We start from the raw sequence: 15002 nt of genomic DNA, 5'->3' as shown, positions 1-15002 counted from the left end.
CGCCCATGACAGGGACGTGACATCGACAGGAGCGGTTCTCGGCCGCCGCGAGGCGCGAGCGGGGGGTGCCGTGGACGCTCTCTAGGGGGTGACGGCGAAGTTCGCCAGGATGGCCGCGGCCAGCTCCGGGTCGCCCTCCGTCTTCACCCGGTCCGCGACGGCGCCCGGCCGGACGCGCCCCGCCGCGAGGCGGACGTACGTCTCCCAGTCCATCGTCAGCGTCACCGCCGGGCCCAGCGACGGCGTCCCGTCCACCGTCCCGCGCCCCTCCGCGTCCACCCGTACCGTCCGCATGAACTCCACCGGGCCGTGGACGTCGATCACCACCGCGGAGTTCGCCGGCGCACCCGCCAGCTTCGCGACCACCTTCGGCAGCCCGGCCAGCAGGATGTCCCGCGCCACGTACGCCCCCGGCGAGTCCCAGTTCCCCGGCGCGCCCAGCGCCGCCCGCAGGTCCTGCTCGTGGATCCACACGTCGAACGCCCGCAGCCGCAGCGCGAGCTCCAGCGTCACCTGGTCGCCCAGCGGCCCCCGCACCATGGTGTCCGGATCCCGCTTCTCGTTGCGCAGCTGTCGCGACCGCCGGATGATCGTGTACTCGAGCTCCGAGGTCATCTCCGGCGCGGTGTGGTGGCGCCGGACGTCGACCTGCACCTCCATGTACCGGGTGAACTCGTCGACCACGTGCCGCAGGTCCCGCGCCACGGTGTGGATCGGCCGCGGGTCCCCGAGCTGCTCGCACTCGATGCCGATGATGTGTGACACCACATCACGGACGGACCAGCCGGGGCACGGCGTCGCCCGGTTCCACTCGCCCTCCGTCAGGGGGAGGACCAGCTCGGATATCGCCTCGATGGAGTGCGTCCACGCGTCGGCATAGGGCTGGAGGCTGGGATGCGGCTGGACGGTCAACGGGACCCCTCGCGTGCTGTTCAGTGGCGCGTTTTCTGGAAGCGTGTGGACAGCTTCCAAAACTACGCTGCCGGTGAGCACCCCGGCAGTGCTTTCGTGTGACGATCGTAGGCCCGAGTTGACGGCTTGAATGCCAGGACGGTGGTACTGTGCGCGCCTCGCTGATCCAAATCGCGGTGACCGACGGGGAGTCGGTCGCCTCCCGACGTGCCCGGGTGGCCGATCTCGTACGGGATCAGGCCGGCTCGGATCTGGTCGTCCTGCCCGAACTGTGGACGGTGGGTGCCTTCGCGTACGAGCAGTTCGAGACCGAGGCCGAGCCGCTGGACGGCCCGACGTACGAGGTGATGTCCAAGGCGGCTCGCGACGCCGGGGTCTGGCTGCACGCCGGATCGGTCGTGGAGCGCGCGGGCGACGGCTCGCTCTACAACACCGCCCTCGTCCTCTCCCCGTCCGGCGAGCTGGCCGCCACGTACCGCAAGATCCACCGCTTCGGCTTCGACCAGGGCGAGGCCGTGCTGATGACGGCCGGCGACTCCCTGACCACCGTGACCCTGCCGGAGCAGACCCTCGGCATCGCCACCTGCTACGACCTGCGCTTCCCCGAGCTGTTCCGCGGCCTGGTCGACGCCGGGGCCACGACGATGGTCGTGGCCGCGGGCTGGCCGGCCCGCCGCCGCGCCCACTGGACCCTGCTGAACCGGGCGCGGGCCGTGGAGGACCAGTCGTACGTCCTGGCCTGCGGGCTGGCCGGTACGCACGCCGGCGTCGAGCAGGCCGGGCACAGCCTGGTGGTGGACCCCTGGGGCGAGGTCCTGGCCGAGGCGGGCCCCGGCGAGGACGTCCTCACGGTCGACCTGGACCCGGCAAAGGTCACCGAGACCCGCGACCAGTTCCCGGCCCTGAAGGACCGCCGCCTGGGACGCTGAGTCGTCCCCGAGGGCCGGCATTTTGTCCCGGACCAGGTATTTCGTGCCCGCATCGACGCCCGCGATAGGTTGCGGCCATGCCCCTGCTCTATGTGACCGACCTGGCGTACCCGGCACGCGGCCGCCGGTACTGCGACGAGGACATCCTCCTCACCTCCCGCCTGCGCGAGCACTTCCCGCTGGCCCTGTGCCATCCGCTGGACGCGGCGGGCATGATGACGGGCTTCGACGCGGTGATCGTCCGCAACAGCGGCCCGGTCCTGCACTACCAGGAGGCGTACGACTCCTTCCGCGCCGCCGCCCTCGCCGCCGGCACCCGCGTCTACAACCCGCTCACCGGTCGCGGCGACATGGCCGGCAAGCAGTACCTCCTCGACCTCACGGCCGCCGGCTACCCGGTGATCCCCACGATCGACGACCCCGCGGACCTCGCGCTGCTCCCCGCGTCGCCCTCGTACGCGGTGAAGCCCAAGCAGGGCGCCGACTCCATAGGCCTGACCTTCACCCCGCACCCGGCCGGCCCGGCGGGCGAGAACCTCATCCAGCCGCGCATCGACTTCGCGTACGAGGTCTCCTTCTACTTCGTCGACCACGCCTTCCAGTACGCCCTCTACGCCCCGGACCCGGCCCGCCGCTGGGAGCTGAAGCCGTACGAGGCCACGCCGGCGGACCTCGACTTCGCCCGCGGCTTCATCGAGTGGAACACCCTCTCGCACGGCATCCAGCGGGTGGACGCCTGCCGCGCCCCCTCGGGCGAGCTGCTCCTGGTCGAGCTCGAGGACCTGAACCCGTACCTCTCCCTGGACCTGGTGTCCGCGGCGGTGCGGGAGGCCTTCGTCACCGCTCTCACAGAATCCCTTCACTCCTTCGTCACCGTCTGATGTCAGAGGCAGATGCCACGCTTCCCCCATGGACAAGCAGACGTTCTGGAAGCTGATCGACACGGCCCGGTCCGAGGCCGGACCGGACGAGGTGGCGGCGCGCGCCGCGGAGTTGCTGGCGCGCTGCCCCGAGGCCGAGATAGCCGCCGCCCAGCAGGTCCTGTGGGACCTGCTGGCGGAGTCGTACCGCAGCCCGCTCTGGGCCGCGGCGTACGTGATCAACGGCGGCTGCTCGGACGACGGCTTCGACTACTTCCGCGGCTGGCTCCTGACCCAGGGCGAGGAGGCCTTCGCCCGCGCCCTGGCCGACCCCGACTCCCTGGCGGACCACCCCGCGGTGCGCGAGGCGGCGGCGGAGGGCCTGGAGCTGTGGGACGAGGAGGCCCTCTCGATCGCCTGGACGGCGTACGAATCGGCCACGGGCCGCGAACTCCCGTCGGACTCCTTCACGATCAGCTACCCGCCGCTGGACCCGGCCTGGGACTTCGACTTCGACGACCCCACCCAGACCGCCCCCCGCCTCCCCCGCCTGAGCGCCCTCTTCGACTAGAGCCCGCAGCGGGTGCCGTCGTACGGCCGTGATCGGGCGTTCATGCGCGGATGGCAAGCTTGAAGGATGAACGATGCCGTCCCGGCGCCCACCCCCGCGCCCGCGCCCCGCCGTGCCCGTCTCCGTGCCCCCGAGCTGATCGGCAAGGGTGGCTGGCTGAATACAGGTGGGAAGGATCTGAACCTCGCTGACCTGCGGGGACGGATTACGATTCTCGATTTTTGGACCTTTTGCTGCATCAACTGCCTGCATGTCCTGGACGAGCTGAGGGAGCTCGAGGAGAAGCACCGCGACACCGTCGTGATCATCGGGGTCCACTCGCCGAAGTTCGTGCACGAGGCCGAGCACGCGGCCGTCGTCGATGCCGTCGAGCGGTACGAGGTGCACCACCCCGTGCTGGACGATCCCGAGCTCGCGACCTGGAAGCAGTACGCCGTACGGGCCTGGCCGACGCTCGTCGTGATCGACCCCGAGGGGTACATCGTCGCGCAGCACGCCGGTGAAGGGCATGCGCACGCCCTTGCGCGACTCGTGGAGGAGCTCGAGGCAGAGCACGAGGCCAAGGGGACGCTGCGGCGCGGCGACGGGCCGTACGTGGCGCCCGAGCCGGTGGCGACCGACCTGAGGTTCCCCGGGAAGGCGCTCGTGCTGCCGTCCGGGAACCTGCTCGTGTCGGACTCGACGCGGCACCAGCTCGTGGAGCTCGGCCCCGACGGCGAGAGCGTCGTGCGGCGCATCGGCAGCGGCGAGCGCGGCTTCGGACCGGGCGCCTTCAGCGAGCCCCAGGGCCTGGCCCTGCTGCCCGACGGTTCCGTCGTCGTCGCCGACACCGTCAACCACGCGCTGCGCCGCTTCGACCCTGCGACCGGCGCCGTCGAGACCGTCGCCGGCACCGGGCGGCAGTGGTGGCAGGGGTCCCCGGCCTCCGGGCCGGCCCTGGAGGTGGACCTGTCGTCCCCGTGGGACGTGGCCTGGTGGCAGGGCAAGGTGTGGATCGCCATGGCGGGCGTGCACCAGCTGTGGACCTGGGACCCGGAGGCGGGGACCGTGGCCGTCGCCGCGGGCACGACCAGCGAGGGCCTGCACGACGGACCCGCCCTCGAGGCCTGGCTCGCGCAGCCGTCCGGGCTCGCGGCCGCCGGGGACCGGCTGTGGATCGCCGACTCCGAGAACAGCGCCCTGCGGTACGTGGAGCCCGACGGTGACGGGTACGCCGTACGGACCGCCGTCGGGACCGGCCTGTTCGACTTCGGGCACCGCGACGGCGACGCCGGCCAGGCCCTGCTCCAGCACCCGCTCGGGGTGACCGCACTGGCCGACGGCTCGGTCGCGGTGTGCGACACGTACAACCACGCGCTGCGCCGCTTCGACCCGGCGACCGGCCAGGTCTCCACGCTGGCCACCGATCTGCGGGAGCCCAGCGACGCCGTGCTGGTCGGCGAGGACATCGTGGTCGTCGAGTCGGCCCGGCACCGGCTGACCCGGCTGCGGCTGCCGGAGGAGGCCGTACGGGTCGACGCCGTCGCGCACCGCACCCAGCGGGCCGCCACCGAGGTCGCCCCGGGCACGCTGCGGCTCGACGTGGTGTTCCAGGCGCCGACCGGGCAGAAGCTCGACACCCGCTACGGGCCGTCGACGCGGCTGCTGGTCTCCTCGACCCCGCCGGAGCTGCTGGTGGCGGGCGAAGGGGCCGGGACGGACCTGTTCCGGGAGCTGGCCCTGAACCCGGACGTCACCGAGGGCGTGCTGCACGTGTCCGCCATGGCGGCGTCGTGCGACGACGACCCGGCCAACGAGTACCCGGCCTGCCACGTGCACCAGCAGGACTGGGGCGTACCGGTGACCGTCACGGCGGACGGCACGAGCCGCCTCCCGCTCGTCCTGGCCGGCATGGACTCCTAGCCGGTGTCCGGCTCGGGCCCCGCTGCGGGGCCCTAGCCGGACGGGCTCAGCCTTCGTGCTTCCCGTGCCCGCGCCGCCGACCCGGCGTCCCGGCAGGCGGCGCAGTGCGCGCCTCCGTACGGCGGCGCGGTGGCGTCAGCCCTCCAGGAAGGCCAGCAGCGCGTTCGCGAGCAGGTGCGGGTCGTCCGCACCGCACAGTTCGCGGGCGCTGTGCATCGAGAGGATCGCCACGCCGATGTCCACCGTCTGGATCCCGTGGCGGGCGGCCGTGATCGGGCCGATCGTCGTGCCGCAGGGCATCGAGTTGTTCGAGACGAAGGTCTGCCACGGCACGCCGGCCCGCTCGCACGCCGCCGCGAACACCGCGCGCCCGCTGCCGTCCGTCGCGTACCGCTGGTTGACGTTGACCTTCAGGATCGGGCCGCCGTTGGCGCGCGGGTGGTGCGAGGGGTCGTGCCGCTCCGCGTAGTTGGGGTGCACGGCGTGGCCGGTGTCCGCGGACAGGCAGACGGTGCTCGCGAAGGCCCGCGCGCGGTCCTCGTACGTGCCTCCGCGCGAGAAGACGGAACGTTCCAGCACGTTCCCCAGCAGCGGGCCGTCCGCTCCCGTGTCCGACTGCGAGCCGGTCTCCTCGTGGTCGAAGGCGGCCAGCACCGGGATGTGGTCCAGCTTGTCGGCGGCCGAGGCGGCGGCCAGCGCCGCGACGCCCGCGTGCACCGAGAGCAGGTTGTCCATGCGCGGGCCGGCGACGAGCTCCCGGTCGCGTCCCAGGTACGACGGCGGCTCGACCGAGTGGACCATCAGGTCCCAGCCGGCCACCGAGCCCTGCGGCAGGCCCTCTTCCTCCTCCAGGAAGGCGATGAGGTCGCCCTCCTGGACCTCGCCCAGGCCCCAGATCGGCTGCATGTGGCGCTGCTTGTCGAGCTTGAGGCCGTCGCTGTTGACCGACCGGTCCAGGTGGACGGCCAGTTGCGGGACGCGCAGCAGTGCGCGGTCCACGTTCACCAGCCGCTCGCTGCCGTCGCGCAGGCTCAGCCGGCCCGCCAGGCCCAGGTCCCGGTCCAGCCAGGTGTTGAGCAGGGGGCCGCCGTAGATCTCGACGGCGATCTGCCGCCAGCCCTGTGATCCCGTGTCAGGCAGCGGCTTGACGCGGAGGTTGGGGGAGTCGGTGTGCGCGCCGATGATCCGGAACGGGGTGTGCGCGGCCGCGCCCTCCGGGACGAACCAGGCGATGAGCGCTCCGCCGCGGAGGACGAACCGGCCCCCGCTGCCCGAGTCCCAGGCGTCCGTTTCCGACAACTGCCTGAAGCCTGCCTTTTCCAGCCGCTCGGCCGCGTTGGCCACGGCGTGGTACGGCGACGGACTGGCCGTCAGGAAGGTCATCAGATCGTCGGTGTGTCCGCGGTCGAAGCGGGCGGGAGAGCTCATGTGGTTCACCTTAACGACGGTCGTGTTCGCCATGGTCGGACTGCGGCGGATAGCCGGAGCGCCGGGGCCGCGGGCTGTGTGGTCCACTTCCCGGCGGCTTTTCAGCCCGGCGGGCGCTCGAATCGGCGCTGCAGCTGCCGTCGCTCGCCCCGGCGGATGCGCGGGAGCATCTCCGGGGTCGTCGCGGAGCGCTGCGCGCGTCTCTTGCGTCCGGCGCAGAAGATACAGGCCTCACCGGGCGGCGCGTCCGGATCGATGGGTGCGCCGGGGTGCTCGGAGCAGCCGGAGGCGTTGCGGGGGCGGGACAGTTCGCGGGCCACGATGAACGCCCGGTGGAGATCGTCCGCGATCCGTACGAACTCCTCGGCGGGGGAGGAGAAGCCCAGGTGGAAGCGGCGGTCCTCGACGGTGCGGAGGTGGTCGCGCAGGGCCTGCAGGGTGTACGGGGGGTCGGGCACGGGATAGCCCAGCCGGCGCTGTTCCCCGGCGGGCGGGGCGGCGGAGGCCGCACGGACGCCGCGGGCGCCCTGGGAGCGCAGTCCGAGGCGGCGCCGGTCGTTGCAGATCAGGCAGCGGCCCCAGCCGTCGGGCGCCTCGGGGTCGAGGGCCCCGTTGGGGTGCTCGGAGCAGCCGGTGTAGCTCTTGGCGGGGGCGAGCCCGGCGGCGGTCTGGAACGCGGTGTAGAGGGCGTCGGCGACGGCCTCGTACTCGGCGGGGTGGGCGCCGTCGTACAGCTCCCGCAGATGGTCGCCGAGGCTGCCCAGGGCGGCCTGCAGCTCCTTGAGGGCGTACGGCCGCCCGGTCGGGACGGAGTACCCCCTGCTGTTGCCGTGCTGCTCTGCTGGGCTCATGTCTACGAGCGTCCCACGAACCACCGACAACCTGTGAATGCCGCCGGTGGCCGCCCGTACGCGGGCCCGTACGTGGCCCGTGCGCGGCCGGTACGCCGACGGCCGGACCCCTGCAGGGGTCCGGCCGTCGGCGTACCAGTGCGTGCGGCGGCGCAGCCGGGTGACTAGAACGCGGCCTCGTCGAGCTCCATCAGGGAGTTGTCGACGCCCTCGGCCAGCGCGCGGGCGACCGAGACGTTCGGCAGGACCTGCGAGGCGAAGAACTTCGCGGCCGCGATCTTGCCGGTGTAGAACGTGACGTCCTTCGCGGAGGCGCCCGCCAGCTTCTCGGCGGCCACGGCGGCGCCCTTGAGCAGCAGGTATCCGACGACCACGTCACCGGACGCCATCAGCAGGCGGGTGGTGTTCTGGCCGACCTTGTAGATGTTCTTGACGTCCTCGCCGGTGGCGGTGAGGTCGACGATCATCTGGCCGACGATGGCCTCCAGGTCGACCGCGGCCTTGGCGAGCGCGTCGCGGGCGCCGGCCAGCTCCTCGCCGCCGGCGGCCTCGGCCAGGAACTTCTTGATCGTCTCGGAGAGGACGTTCAGCGAGGCGCCCTGGTCGCGGACGATCTTCCGGAAGAAGAAGTCCTGGCCCTGGATCGCCGTGGTGCCCTCGTAGAGGGTGTCGATCTTGGCGTCCCGGATGTACTGCTCGATCGGGTATTCCTGGAGGTAACCGGAACCGCCGAAGGTCTGCAGCGACTGCGCGAGCTGCTCGTACGAGCGCTCCGAGCCGTAGCCCTTCACGATCGGCAGGAGCAGGTCGTTCAGGCCGATCTCGGCGGAGGCGTCCTCGCCCGCGGCCTGCTTGAGCTGGATCGCGTCCTGGACGGAGGCGGTGTACAGGACCAGGGCGCGCATGCCCTCGGCGTACGCCTTCTGCGTCATGAGCGAGCGGCGCACGTCGGGGTGGTGCGTGATGGTGACCTTGGGCGCGGTCTTGTCCATGAAGTTGGCCAGGTCCGGACCCTGCACGCGCTCCTTGGCGTACTCCAGGGCGTTCAGGTAGCCGGTGGAGAGCGTCGCGATGGCCTTCGTGCCGACCATCATGCGGGCGAACTCGATGATCATGAACATCTGGCGGATGCCGTCGTGCTTGTCGCCGATCAGCCAGCCCTTGGCGGGGTGCTGGTCGCCGAAGGTCATCTCGCACGTGTTGGAGGCCTTGAGGCCCATCTTGTGCTCGACGTTCGTCGCGTACACGCCGTTGCGCTCGCCCAGCTCGCCGGTCTCCCAGTCGAAGTGGAACTTCGGGACGAGGAAGAGGGACAGGCCCTTGGTGCCCGGGCCGTGGCCCTCGGGGCGGGCGAGGACGTAGTGGAGGATGTTCTCCTCCATGTCGTGCTCACCGGACGTGATGAAGCGCTTGACGCCCTCGATGTGCCAGGAGCCGTCCTCCTGCTGGATGGCCTTGGTGCGGCCGGCGCCGACGTCCGAACCGGCGTCCGGCTCGGTGAGGACCATGGTGGAGCCCCAGCGCTTCTCGACCGCTATCTGCGCGACCTTCTTCTGCGCCTCGTTGCCCTCTTCGAAGAGGATGCCGGCGAACGCCGGGCCGGAGGAGTACATCCAGATGGCCGGGTTCGAGCCGAGCAGCAGCTCCGCGTAGGCCCAGATCAGGGAGCGGGGCGAGGTGGTGCCGCCGATCTCCTCGGGCAGGCCCAGGCGCCAGTACTCGGAGTCCATGAAGGCTTCGTAGCTCTTCTTGAAGGACGCCGGTACGGGCGCGGTGTTGGTGGCCGGGTCGAAGACCGGCGGGTTGCGGTCGGCGTCCGCGAAGGATTCGGCCAGCTCGTTCTCGGCGAGGCGGGCGATCTCGGACAGGACGCTCTTCGCGGTGTCGGTGTCCATCTCACCGAACGGTCCGGTGCCGTACAGCTTGTCGCGGCCGAGCACCTCGAAGAGGTTGAACTCGATGTCGCGGAGATTCGACTTGTAGTGCCCCATGGCGACGGCTCCGTTAAGGCTCGGGAAGACAGGTTCCTCGTACATACCAATCGGTAATGTCATGATGCTACCCGCGGGTAATAAGACGCAACCCCCTGCCCGTCGACTGTGACCAGGGTCAAGCCGCAACCCTGGCGGGAATGCGCGTCCACGGGGCCCGGGGCGCTCGGTAGGCTTCGCCCTATGTACGGCTACGACCAGAACGTGAGCGCAGGGCAGCAGTACGCCGCCCCGCAGCAGATGGCCGGCGGGTACGGCGAGCAGCCGCTGTACCCCGAGCCCTCGCCGCCGTCGCTCGCCGACGCGGTGCGGGCCTTCACGACCGGGTCGCTGTCCGCCGAGGACTTCCAGCAGATCTTCGCCACGTCGAAGGTCTACTGCCCGCGCGGCGAGACCCCGGGCTTCCTGGCGCTGCACAACACGCAGCAGCCGGTGATCCCCATGTTCACCACGCTCAAGGAGCTCCGCCGGTACGCCGGCAAGGAGTCCAAGTACTTCGTGATCACCGGCGCCGAGGTGATCGACCTGCTGCCGACCGGCTACGGCTTCGTCCTCGACATGGAGGGCGACCACCGCATGGTCTTCGACGCGAAGGCCGTGGAGCAGATGGTCGACTTCGCGATGCGCCGCATGTACGGCTAGCAGCGCGTACGGCTGGGACGGGCGCCGTAGGCGCAGGTGAACGGCTTCGGGCCCCGGGGAAATATCCCCGGGGCCCCTTCTGTTCTGTGGGGTGTGGCAGAAAGTTCGAGTTTCAACTAAACTCGACGCAGAAGGAGGTTCCGACCATGCCTGCAGTGACTGTGGAGAACCCGTTGACGCTCCCCCGCGTCGCCGAGCCCGCCCCGGAGACCGCCGCCCGCAAGGTGCTGGCCGTCACGACCGCTCCCGGTGGGTTCGAGGGCGAGGGGTTCCCGGTGCGCCGCGCGTTCGCCGGGATCAACTACCAGTACCTCGACCCGTTCATCATGATGGATCAGATGGGCGAGGTGGAGTACGCGCCGGGCGAGCCCAAGGGCACCCCCTGGCACCCCCACCGCGGCTTCGAGACCGTCACGTACCTGATCGACGGAACCTTCGTCCACCAGGACAGCAACGGCGGCGGCGGAGTCATCAACGGCGGTGACACCCAGTGGATGACCGCCGGCTCGGGCCTCCTGCACATCGAGGCCCCGCCGGAGTCCCTCGTCGTGTCCGGCGGCCTCTTCCACGGCCTCCAGCTGTGGGTGAACCTCCCGGCCTCCGACAAGATGATGCCCCCGCGCTACCAGGACATCGGCGGCGGCCAGGTCCAGCTGCTGTCCACCCCCGACGGCGGAGCCCTGCTCCGCGTGATCGCCGGTGACCTGGACGGCCACGCCGGCCCCGGCATCACCCACACCCCGATCACGATGATCCACGCGACCGTCACCCCGGGCGCGCAGGTCACCCTCCCGTGGCGCGAGGACTTCAACGCCCTCGTGTACGTCATGGCCGGGCGCGGCAGCGTCGGCGCCGACCGGCGGCCCCTCCACACCGGGCAGACGGCGGTCTTCGGCGAGGGCGGCTCGATCACGGTGCGGGCGGACGAGTCCCAGGACTCGAACACCCCGGACCTGGAGGTCATCCTCCTCGGCGGGCGCCCGATCCGGGAGCCGATGGCGCACTACGGGCCGTTCGTCATGAACAGCCGGCAGGAGCTCCAGCAGGCCTTCGACGACTTCCAGGCGGGCCGGCTGGGGACCATCCCCACCACCGCCCGGGAGCGCACGAAGTCGGCGGACCAGCACTCCTGACCCCGGCTCTCTCGGCAGACCCGGGCTGACCGCGCCCGGCGGCGCCTAGGGGGTGTCGTCAAAGTCCCGTCTGGCCGGCGGGGTCTGGCACGCGCGCTCGCGGCGTTGTCGTCGGTCGACGACGCGAGCGTCGCCTCCCTCCTCCGCCTTGCGATCACACGCACCAGACCCCGCCGGCCCCGCCCTCACGGGCGGACGACGCTACTTTGACGACACCCCCTAGCGGCGCAGGGCCTCCGCCGGCTGCGTACGGGAGGCCCGCCAGGCCGGATACAGGCCGGCCAGCACCCCGGTGACCAGTCCGATCAGCGGCGCCACGGCGACGGTGAGCGGCGACATCACCGGGGTCCAGTCGCGCAGCGCCGACACCCCGACCACGGTCAGGGTGCCGAGCGTGGTGCCCACCAGGCCGCCCACCGCACCCTGGGCGGCGGACTCGGCCAGGAACTGGGCGGTGATGTGCCGCCCGCGCGCCCCCAGGGCCCGGCGCAGCCCGATCTCCCCGGTCCGCTCCAGCACCGCGACGAGCGTCGTGTTGGCGATCCCGACCGCGCCGATGACCAGGCAGATCGCCGCCAGCAGCAGGAACAGCTGGTCGAGGTCGGAGGTCACCCCCGCCCGCAGGGACTTCGGGTCCGGCGGCGGCGCGGGCGTCAGCCAGTCGGGATGGTCCGGGCGCAGTGCGAGCGGGAGTTCCGCGGCCACTTGCCGGGCCGCGCCGAGCTCGGTCACCACCAGCATCCGGGCCCGCTGGGCGTTGTCCGGCGGCCCCCACAGCTTTTCGGCGGTGCCCCGGGGCACGATCACCGACAGCAGCAGGTCCGGCTTGCGGTCCGCCCCGCTCGCGATGCCGATCACGGTGAACGGGTGCTCGCCGATGAACACCGCCGGGCGGCTCTCCAGCGTGGTGATGCCGAGGCGCGCCGCCATCGCCGAGCCCACCACCGCGACCTGCTCGGTGCGCCCGTCGTGGAAGGCGTCGTACGCCCGGCCCGCGCCCAGCGTGAGCCCGGCCGCGCGCAGCATCCCCGGGGAGGCCGCGACCACCGGGATCCGCTCGCCGGCCGCCCCCGCGACCGGGGCGGACCGTACGGTGGTCTCGCCCAGCGGCACCGGCCAGAACACCCCTGCGGCGCGCACCCCGTTGAGCGTGGCCGCCCGGGCGTCCGCGTCACCGGGGAAGGCGAGGGGCACCTGCCGGGCGAGCTGGGGATCGCCGCCGCCCGCGGTGTCCTGGACGCCGACCTCGGTCGCCGTCAGCGCGTTGAAGCGGCTGTCGATCTGCGAGGAGGCGGTGGCCGTCAGGCCCAGGATCGCCACGAAGGTGCCCACGCCCAGGACGGTGCCGAGGCCGGTCAGCGCCGAGCGGGCGGGCCGCTGGAGCATCCCGGCCAGGGCCTCGGAGAGCAGGTCGCGCAGGGACAGCCGGGAGGGGGTGATCGCGGTGTCGGCCCGCCTCCTTCGCCCGGTGCTTGCGATGCTCCTCATGCGGGCACTGATGTTCCTCATGCCGGGACGACCTCGCTCAGGACCCCGTCGCGGATGGACACCGTCCGCCGGCCGCGGGCGGCCACGTGGGGGTCGTGCGTGATGACCAGCAGGGTCAGCCCGTCGGCGTGCAGGGCGTCCAGCAGGGCCAGTACGGCGCCCGCCGTGGCGGTGTCCAGGTTCCCGGTGGGCTCGTCGCACAGCAGCAGCGAGGGTTCGGCGACCAGGGCGCGGGCGATGGCCACGCGCTGGCGCTCGCCGCCCGACATGCGGGTCGGGAGATGGCCGGTGCGGTGGCCGAGGCCGACCCGCTCCAGCGCCGTACGGGCCCGGTCGTCGCGCTCCGCGCGCGGGACGCCGTTGTAGACCATGGCGAGGCGGACGTTCTCCAGGGCGCTGCGGTGCGGCAGGAGGTGGAAGGACTGGAAGACGAAGCCGATGCGCTGCCCGCGCAGGGCGGTCCGGTCGCGGTCGCGCAGGGAGCCGGTGTCGATGCCGTCGAGCAGGTACCGGCCGGTGGTCGGGGCGTCGATGAGCCCGGCGACGTTCAGGAAGGTGGACTTCCCGGAGCCGGACGGGCCGACCACGGTCACGTACTCGCCGCGTTCCACGGTCAGTTCGCAGGGCCGCAGCGCCTGGACGGGCGGCGGTCCGGGGTAGGTGAGGCCGACGCCCTCGAAGCGGACGACCGGGGCGGGACCGGGCGCGGCGGCCGGCGCGGCGTCCGAGCAGGCCTCCGCGGCGGCCTTCGCAGCCGGGTGGTCGGCGGTCACGGCTTCGCCTGCGCGACGAGCACCCGGTCGCCGTCGGCGAGCGTGCCACCGCCGACCGGTTCGACCTGGACCATCCCGTCGGCGGACATCCCGGCCCGGACCTCGACCCGGCGCCGGGCGTCCGCGGCGGCGGGGTCCTTGCCCAGCACCGTGACGGTGGTCCGGCCGTCGGCACCCGCGGAGACGGCGGAGAGCGGGACGACGAGCACCGGCTCCCCGGAGGAGGCGGCGGTCACGGTGAGCCGTACGCCCTGGCCGGAGAGCCGGGGGTCGAGGGTCTGGTCGGGCTTGACGGTCAGTGCGTAGCCGCCGGAGTCCTGCGCGGTGGCCGGCGGGTTCTCCCCGGAGCCCGGGCCGGAACCCGAGCCGGAGCCGGAGCCGCCGCCCGTCGGCGAGCCTGCCGCGGCCGGGGTCGGGTCGGTGGCGACCGAGCCGACGGTCCCGGTGGCGGTGAGCCCGGTGGCCTCGGACAGCACTTCGACCTTCATCCCGGCCTTGACCAGGTCTTTCTGGTGCGCCGGGAGCGAGGCCCGGATCACCGGGGCGCCCGCCGAAAGGGTCAGCAGCCCGTCCGGGACGGGTTCGCCGACTGCGGCCTTGACCGCCTCCACGCGGGCCGGGAACCCCTTGACGAAGACGAGCTCGTCCGCCGGGACCATCGGGCCGGCCGCCGCCCGGGCCGCCTCCAGGCGGGTGGTGGCCTTGGCCAGGTCCTGCTGGGCGAAGGTGAGTTGCTGCTGCGCCTCGGCGGTGTCGCCGCCACCGGCCGTCTTGGCCTTGGCGAGGGCGGTCTTGGCGGTGGTGACCTGCCGCTGGGCCGTGTCGGCGGCGTCCTCCGCGGCCTGGAGCTTCTCGGCGTCGCCTGGGTCGGCCGGCCGGGGGGTGTAGCCGAGCGCGGCGTAGAGCGCGGTGACGGCGGCCTTCGTACCGGCGCCGTAGGTGCCCGCCGGATCCTTGCCGGTGGCGTGGCCCAGCGCCTTGAGTCCCTCCTGGAGCTGCCCGACGTCCTTGCCGGTGGCCCCGGGCTTCAGGTCCCGGTAGACGGGCAGGGCCCCGGCCAGCGCGAACACCGGCCGGCCCGAAACCTCGACCAGTACCTCGCCGGCCTGTACGGCGGCCCCGGGCTGTTTGCCGACCCGGGTGACCACGGGTTTCCCGCCCGTCCCGGTGGCAGCGGCGGCCCCGGCCCCCGGGGACACCGTCAGCGACTGCTCGGCGGTGACCGTGCCCCGTACGACCACGGACGAGGTGAGCACCCGCCGTTCGACCCGGTCGGCCAGGACGGAGGCGGGCGGCGCCGCGGCATCGGCCGCGACCTGGGCGGGGGAGCGGATGGCGCCGGCGAGGACCACCCCGGCCCCGGTGAGGGCGACGGCGCCCGCGACGACCCAGATCAGGATCCGGCGCCGCCGGCCGAGCGAGGCCCGTACGTCCTCGGTCCCGCCCGCGGCGTCCTTCTCGGCGGCGTCGGTCTCGGCGGCGTCCGACTCCTCGGGGGCGACGGCCTCTTGATGTTTCACGT

General features: G+C 72.5%; 13 protein-coding genes. 6 read left to right on the top strand and 7 right to left on the bottom strand.

Annotated features, from left to right (window positions below):
- Nucleotides 1-81: 81 nt before the first annotated feature.
- Complete coding sequence (locus AB5J51_RS19925; RefSeq protein WP_053789418.1) at nt 82-912, bottom strand: maleylpyruvate isomerase family mycothiol-dependent enzyme; 831 nt, start codon at nt 910-912, stop codon at nt 82-84.
- Nucleotides 913-1061: 149 nt separating this feature from the next.
- Here AB5J51_RS19925 and AB5J51_RS19920 point away from each other — a divergent pair, with 149 nt between their 5' ends.
- The 4 genes from AB5J51_RS19920 to AB5J51_RS19905 all read left to right on the top strand — a co-directional run bounded on the left by AB5J51_RS19920 (nt 1062) and on the right by AB5J51_RS19905 (nt 5174).
- Complete coding sequence (locus tag AB5J51_RS19920) at nt 1062-1841, top strand: carbon-nitrogen family hydrolase (protein WP_133897421.1); 780 nt, start codon at nt 1062-1064, stop codon at nt 1839-1841.
- A 77-nt stretch (nt 1842-1918) separates the two neighbouring features.
- Nucleotides 1919-2722: a hypothetical protein gene (locus AB5J51_RS19915; RefSeq protein WP_053789416.1), complete on the top strand. Its 804-nt coding sequence runs from the start codon at nt 1919-1921 to the stop codon at nt 2720-2722.
- Nucleotides 2723-2750: 28 nt separating this feature from the next.
- Nucleotides 2751-3272 carry a DUF4240 domain-containing protein gene (locus AB5J51_RS19910; RefSeq protein WP_053789415.1) on the top strand — a complete coding sequence of 174 codons (522 nt, stop codon included), beginning with the start codon at nt 2751-2753 and terminating at the stop codon, nt 3270-3272.
- Between the two features lie 66 nt (nt 3273-3338).
- Nucleotides 3339-5174 carry an NHL domain-containing thioredoxin family protein gene (locus tag AB5J51_RS19905; RefSeq protein WP_369778205.1) on the top strand — a complete coding sequence of 612 codons (1836 nt, stop codon included), beginning with the start codon at nt 3339-3341 and terminating at the stop codon, nt 5172-5174.
- Nucleotides 5175-5309: 135 nt separating this feature from the next.
- Here AB5J51_RS19905 and AB5J51_RS19900 read toward each other — a convergent pair whose 3' ends face one another.
- The 3 genes from AB5J51_RS19900 to AB5J51_RS19890 form a co-directional block, all read right to left on the bottom strand.
- Complete coding sequence (locus AB5J51_RS19900; RefSeq protein WP_053789411.1) at nt 5310-6602, bottom strand: M18 family aminopeptidase; 1293 nt, start codon at nt 6600-6602, stop codon at nt 5310-5312.
- Between the two features lie 101 nt (nt 6603-6703).
- A complete protein-coding gene (locus tag AB5J51_RS19895) occupies nt 6704-7453 on the bottom strand; it encodes a hypothetical protein (protein ID WP_053789410.1) in 750 nt (249 codons plus the stop codon).
- A 164-nt stretch (nt 7454-7617) separates the two neighbouring features.
- Entirely contained in the window at nt 7618-9444 is a 1827-nt protein-coding gene (locus AB5J51_RS19890) for an acyl-CoA dehydrogenase (protein WP_369780282.1), read from the bottom strand.
- A 183-nt stretch (nt 9445-9627) separates the two neighbouring features.
- Here AB5J51_RS19890 and AB5J51_RS19885 point away from each other — a divergent pair, with 183 nt between their 5' ends.
- Both AB5J51_RS19885 and AB5J51_RS19880 read left to right on the top strand, forming a co-directional pair.
- On the top strand, nt 9628-10086 hold the full coding sequence (locus tag AB5J51_RS19885) for an SseB family protein (protein WP_030302361.1): 459 nt from the start codon (nt 9628-9630) through the stop codon (nt 10084-10086).
- A 146-nt stretch (nt 10087-10232) separates the two neighbouring features.
- Nucleotides 10233-11219: a pirin family protein gene (locus AB5J51_RS19880; protein ID WP_369778204.1), complete on the top strand. Its 987-nt coding sequence runs from the start codon at nt 10233-10235 to the stop codon at nt 11217-11219.
- A 219-nt stretch (nt 11220-11438) separates the two neighbouring features.
- Here AB5J51_RS19880 and AB5J51_RS19875 read toward each other — a convergent pair whose 3' ends face one another.
- The 3 genes from AB5J51_RS19875 to AB5J51_RS19865 are packed head-to-tail and all read right to left on the bottom strand — an operon-like array spanning nt 11439 to nt 15000.
- Nucleotides 11439-12707, bottom strand: a complete 1269-nt coding sequence (locus tag AB5J51_RS19875) for an ABC transporter permease (protein WP_053789407.1) — start codon at nt 12705-12707, stop codon at nt 11439-11441.
- A 17-nt stretch (nt 12708-12724) separates the two neighbouring features.
- Entirely contained in the window at nt 12725-13480 is a 756-nt protein-coding gene (locus AB5J51_RS19870; protein ID WP_136227687.1) for an ABC transporter ATP-binding protein, read from the bottom strand.
- Nucleotides 13477-15000, bottom strand: coding sequence for a peptidoglycan-binding protein (locus tag AB5J51_RS19865; RefSeq protein WP_240805745.1), 1524 nt, complete (start codon nt 14998-15000; stop codon nt 13477-13479). The genes AB5J51_RS19870 and AB5J51_RS19865 overlap by 4 nt, the downstream gene beginning before the upstream one ends.
- Nucleotides 15001-15002 lie beyond the last annotated feature (2 nt).

The sequence above is a fragment of the Streptomyces sp. R33 genome, assembly GCF_041200175.1.
Lineage (GTDB): Bacteria > Actinomycetota > Actinomycetes > Streptomycetales > Streptomycetaceae > Streptomyces > Streptomyces katrae_B.
Note: the sequence above shows the minus strand (reverse complement) of the source record. Positions and strands in the feature narration are given on the sequence as shown.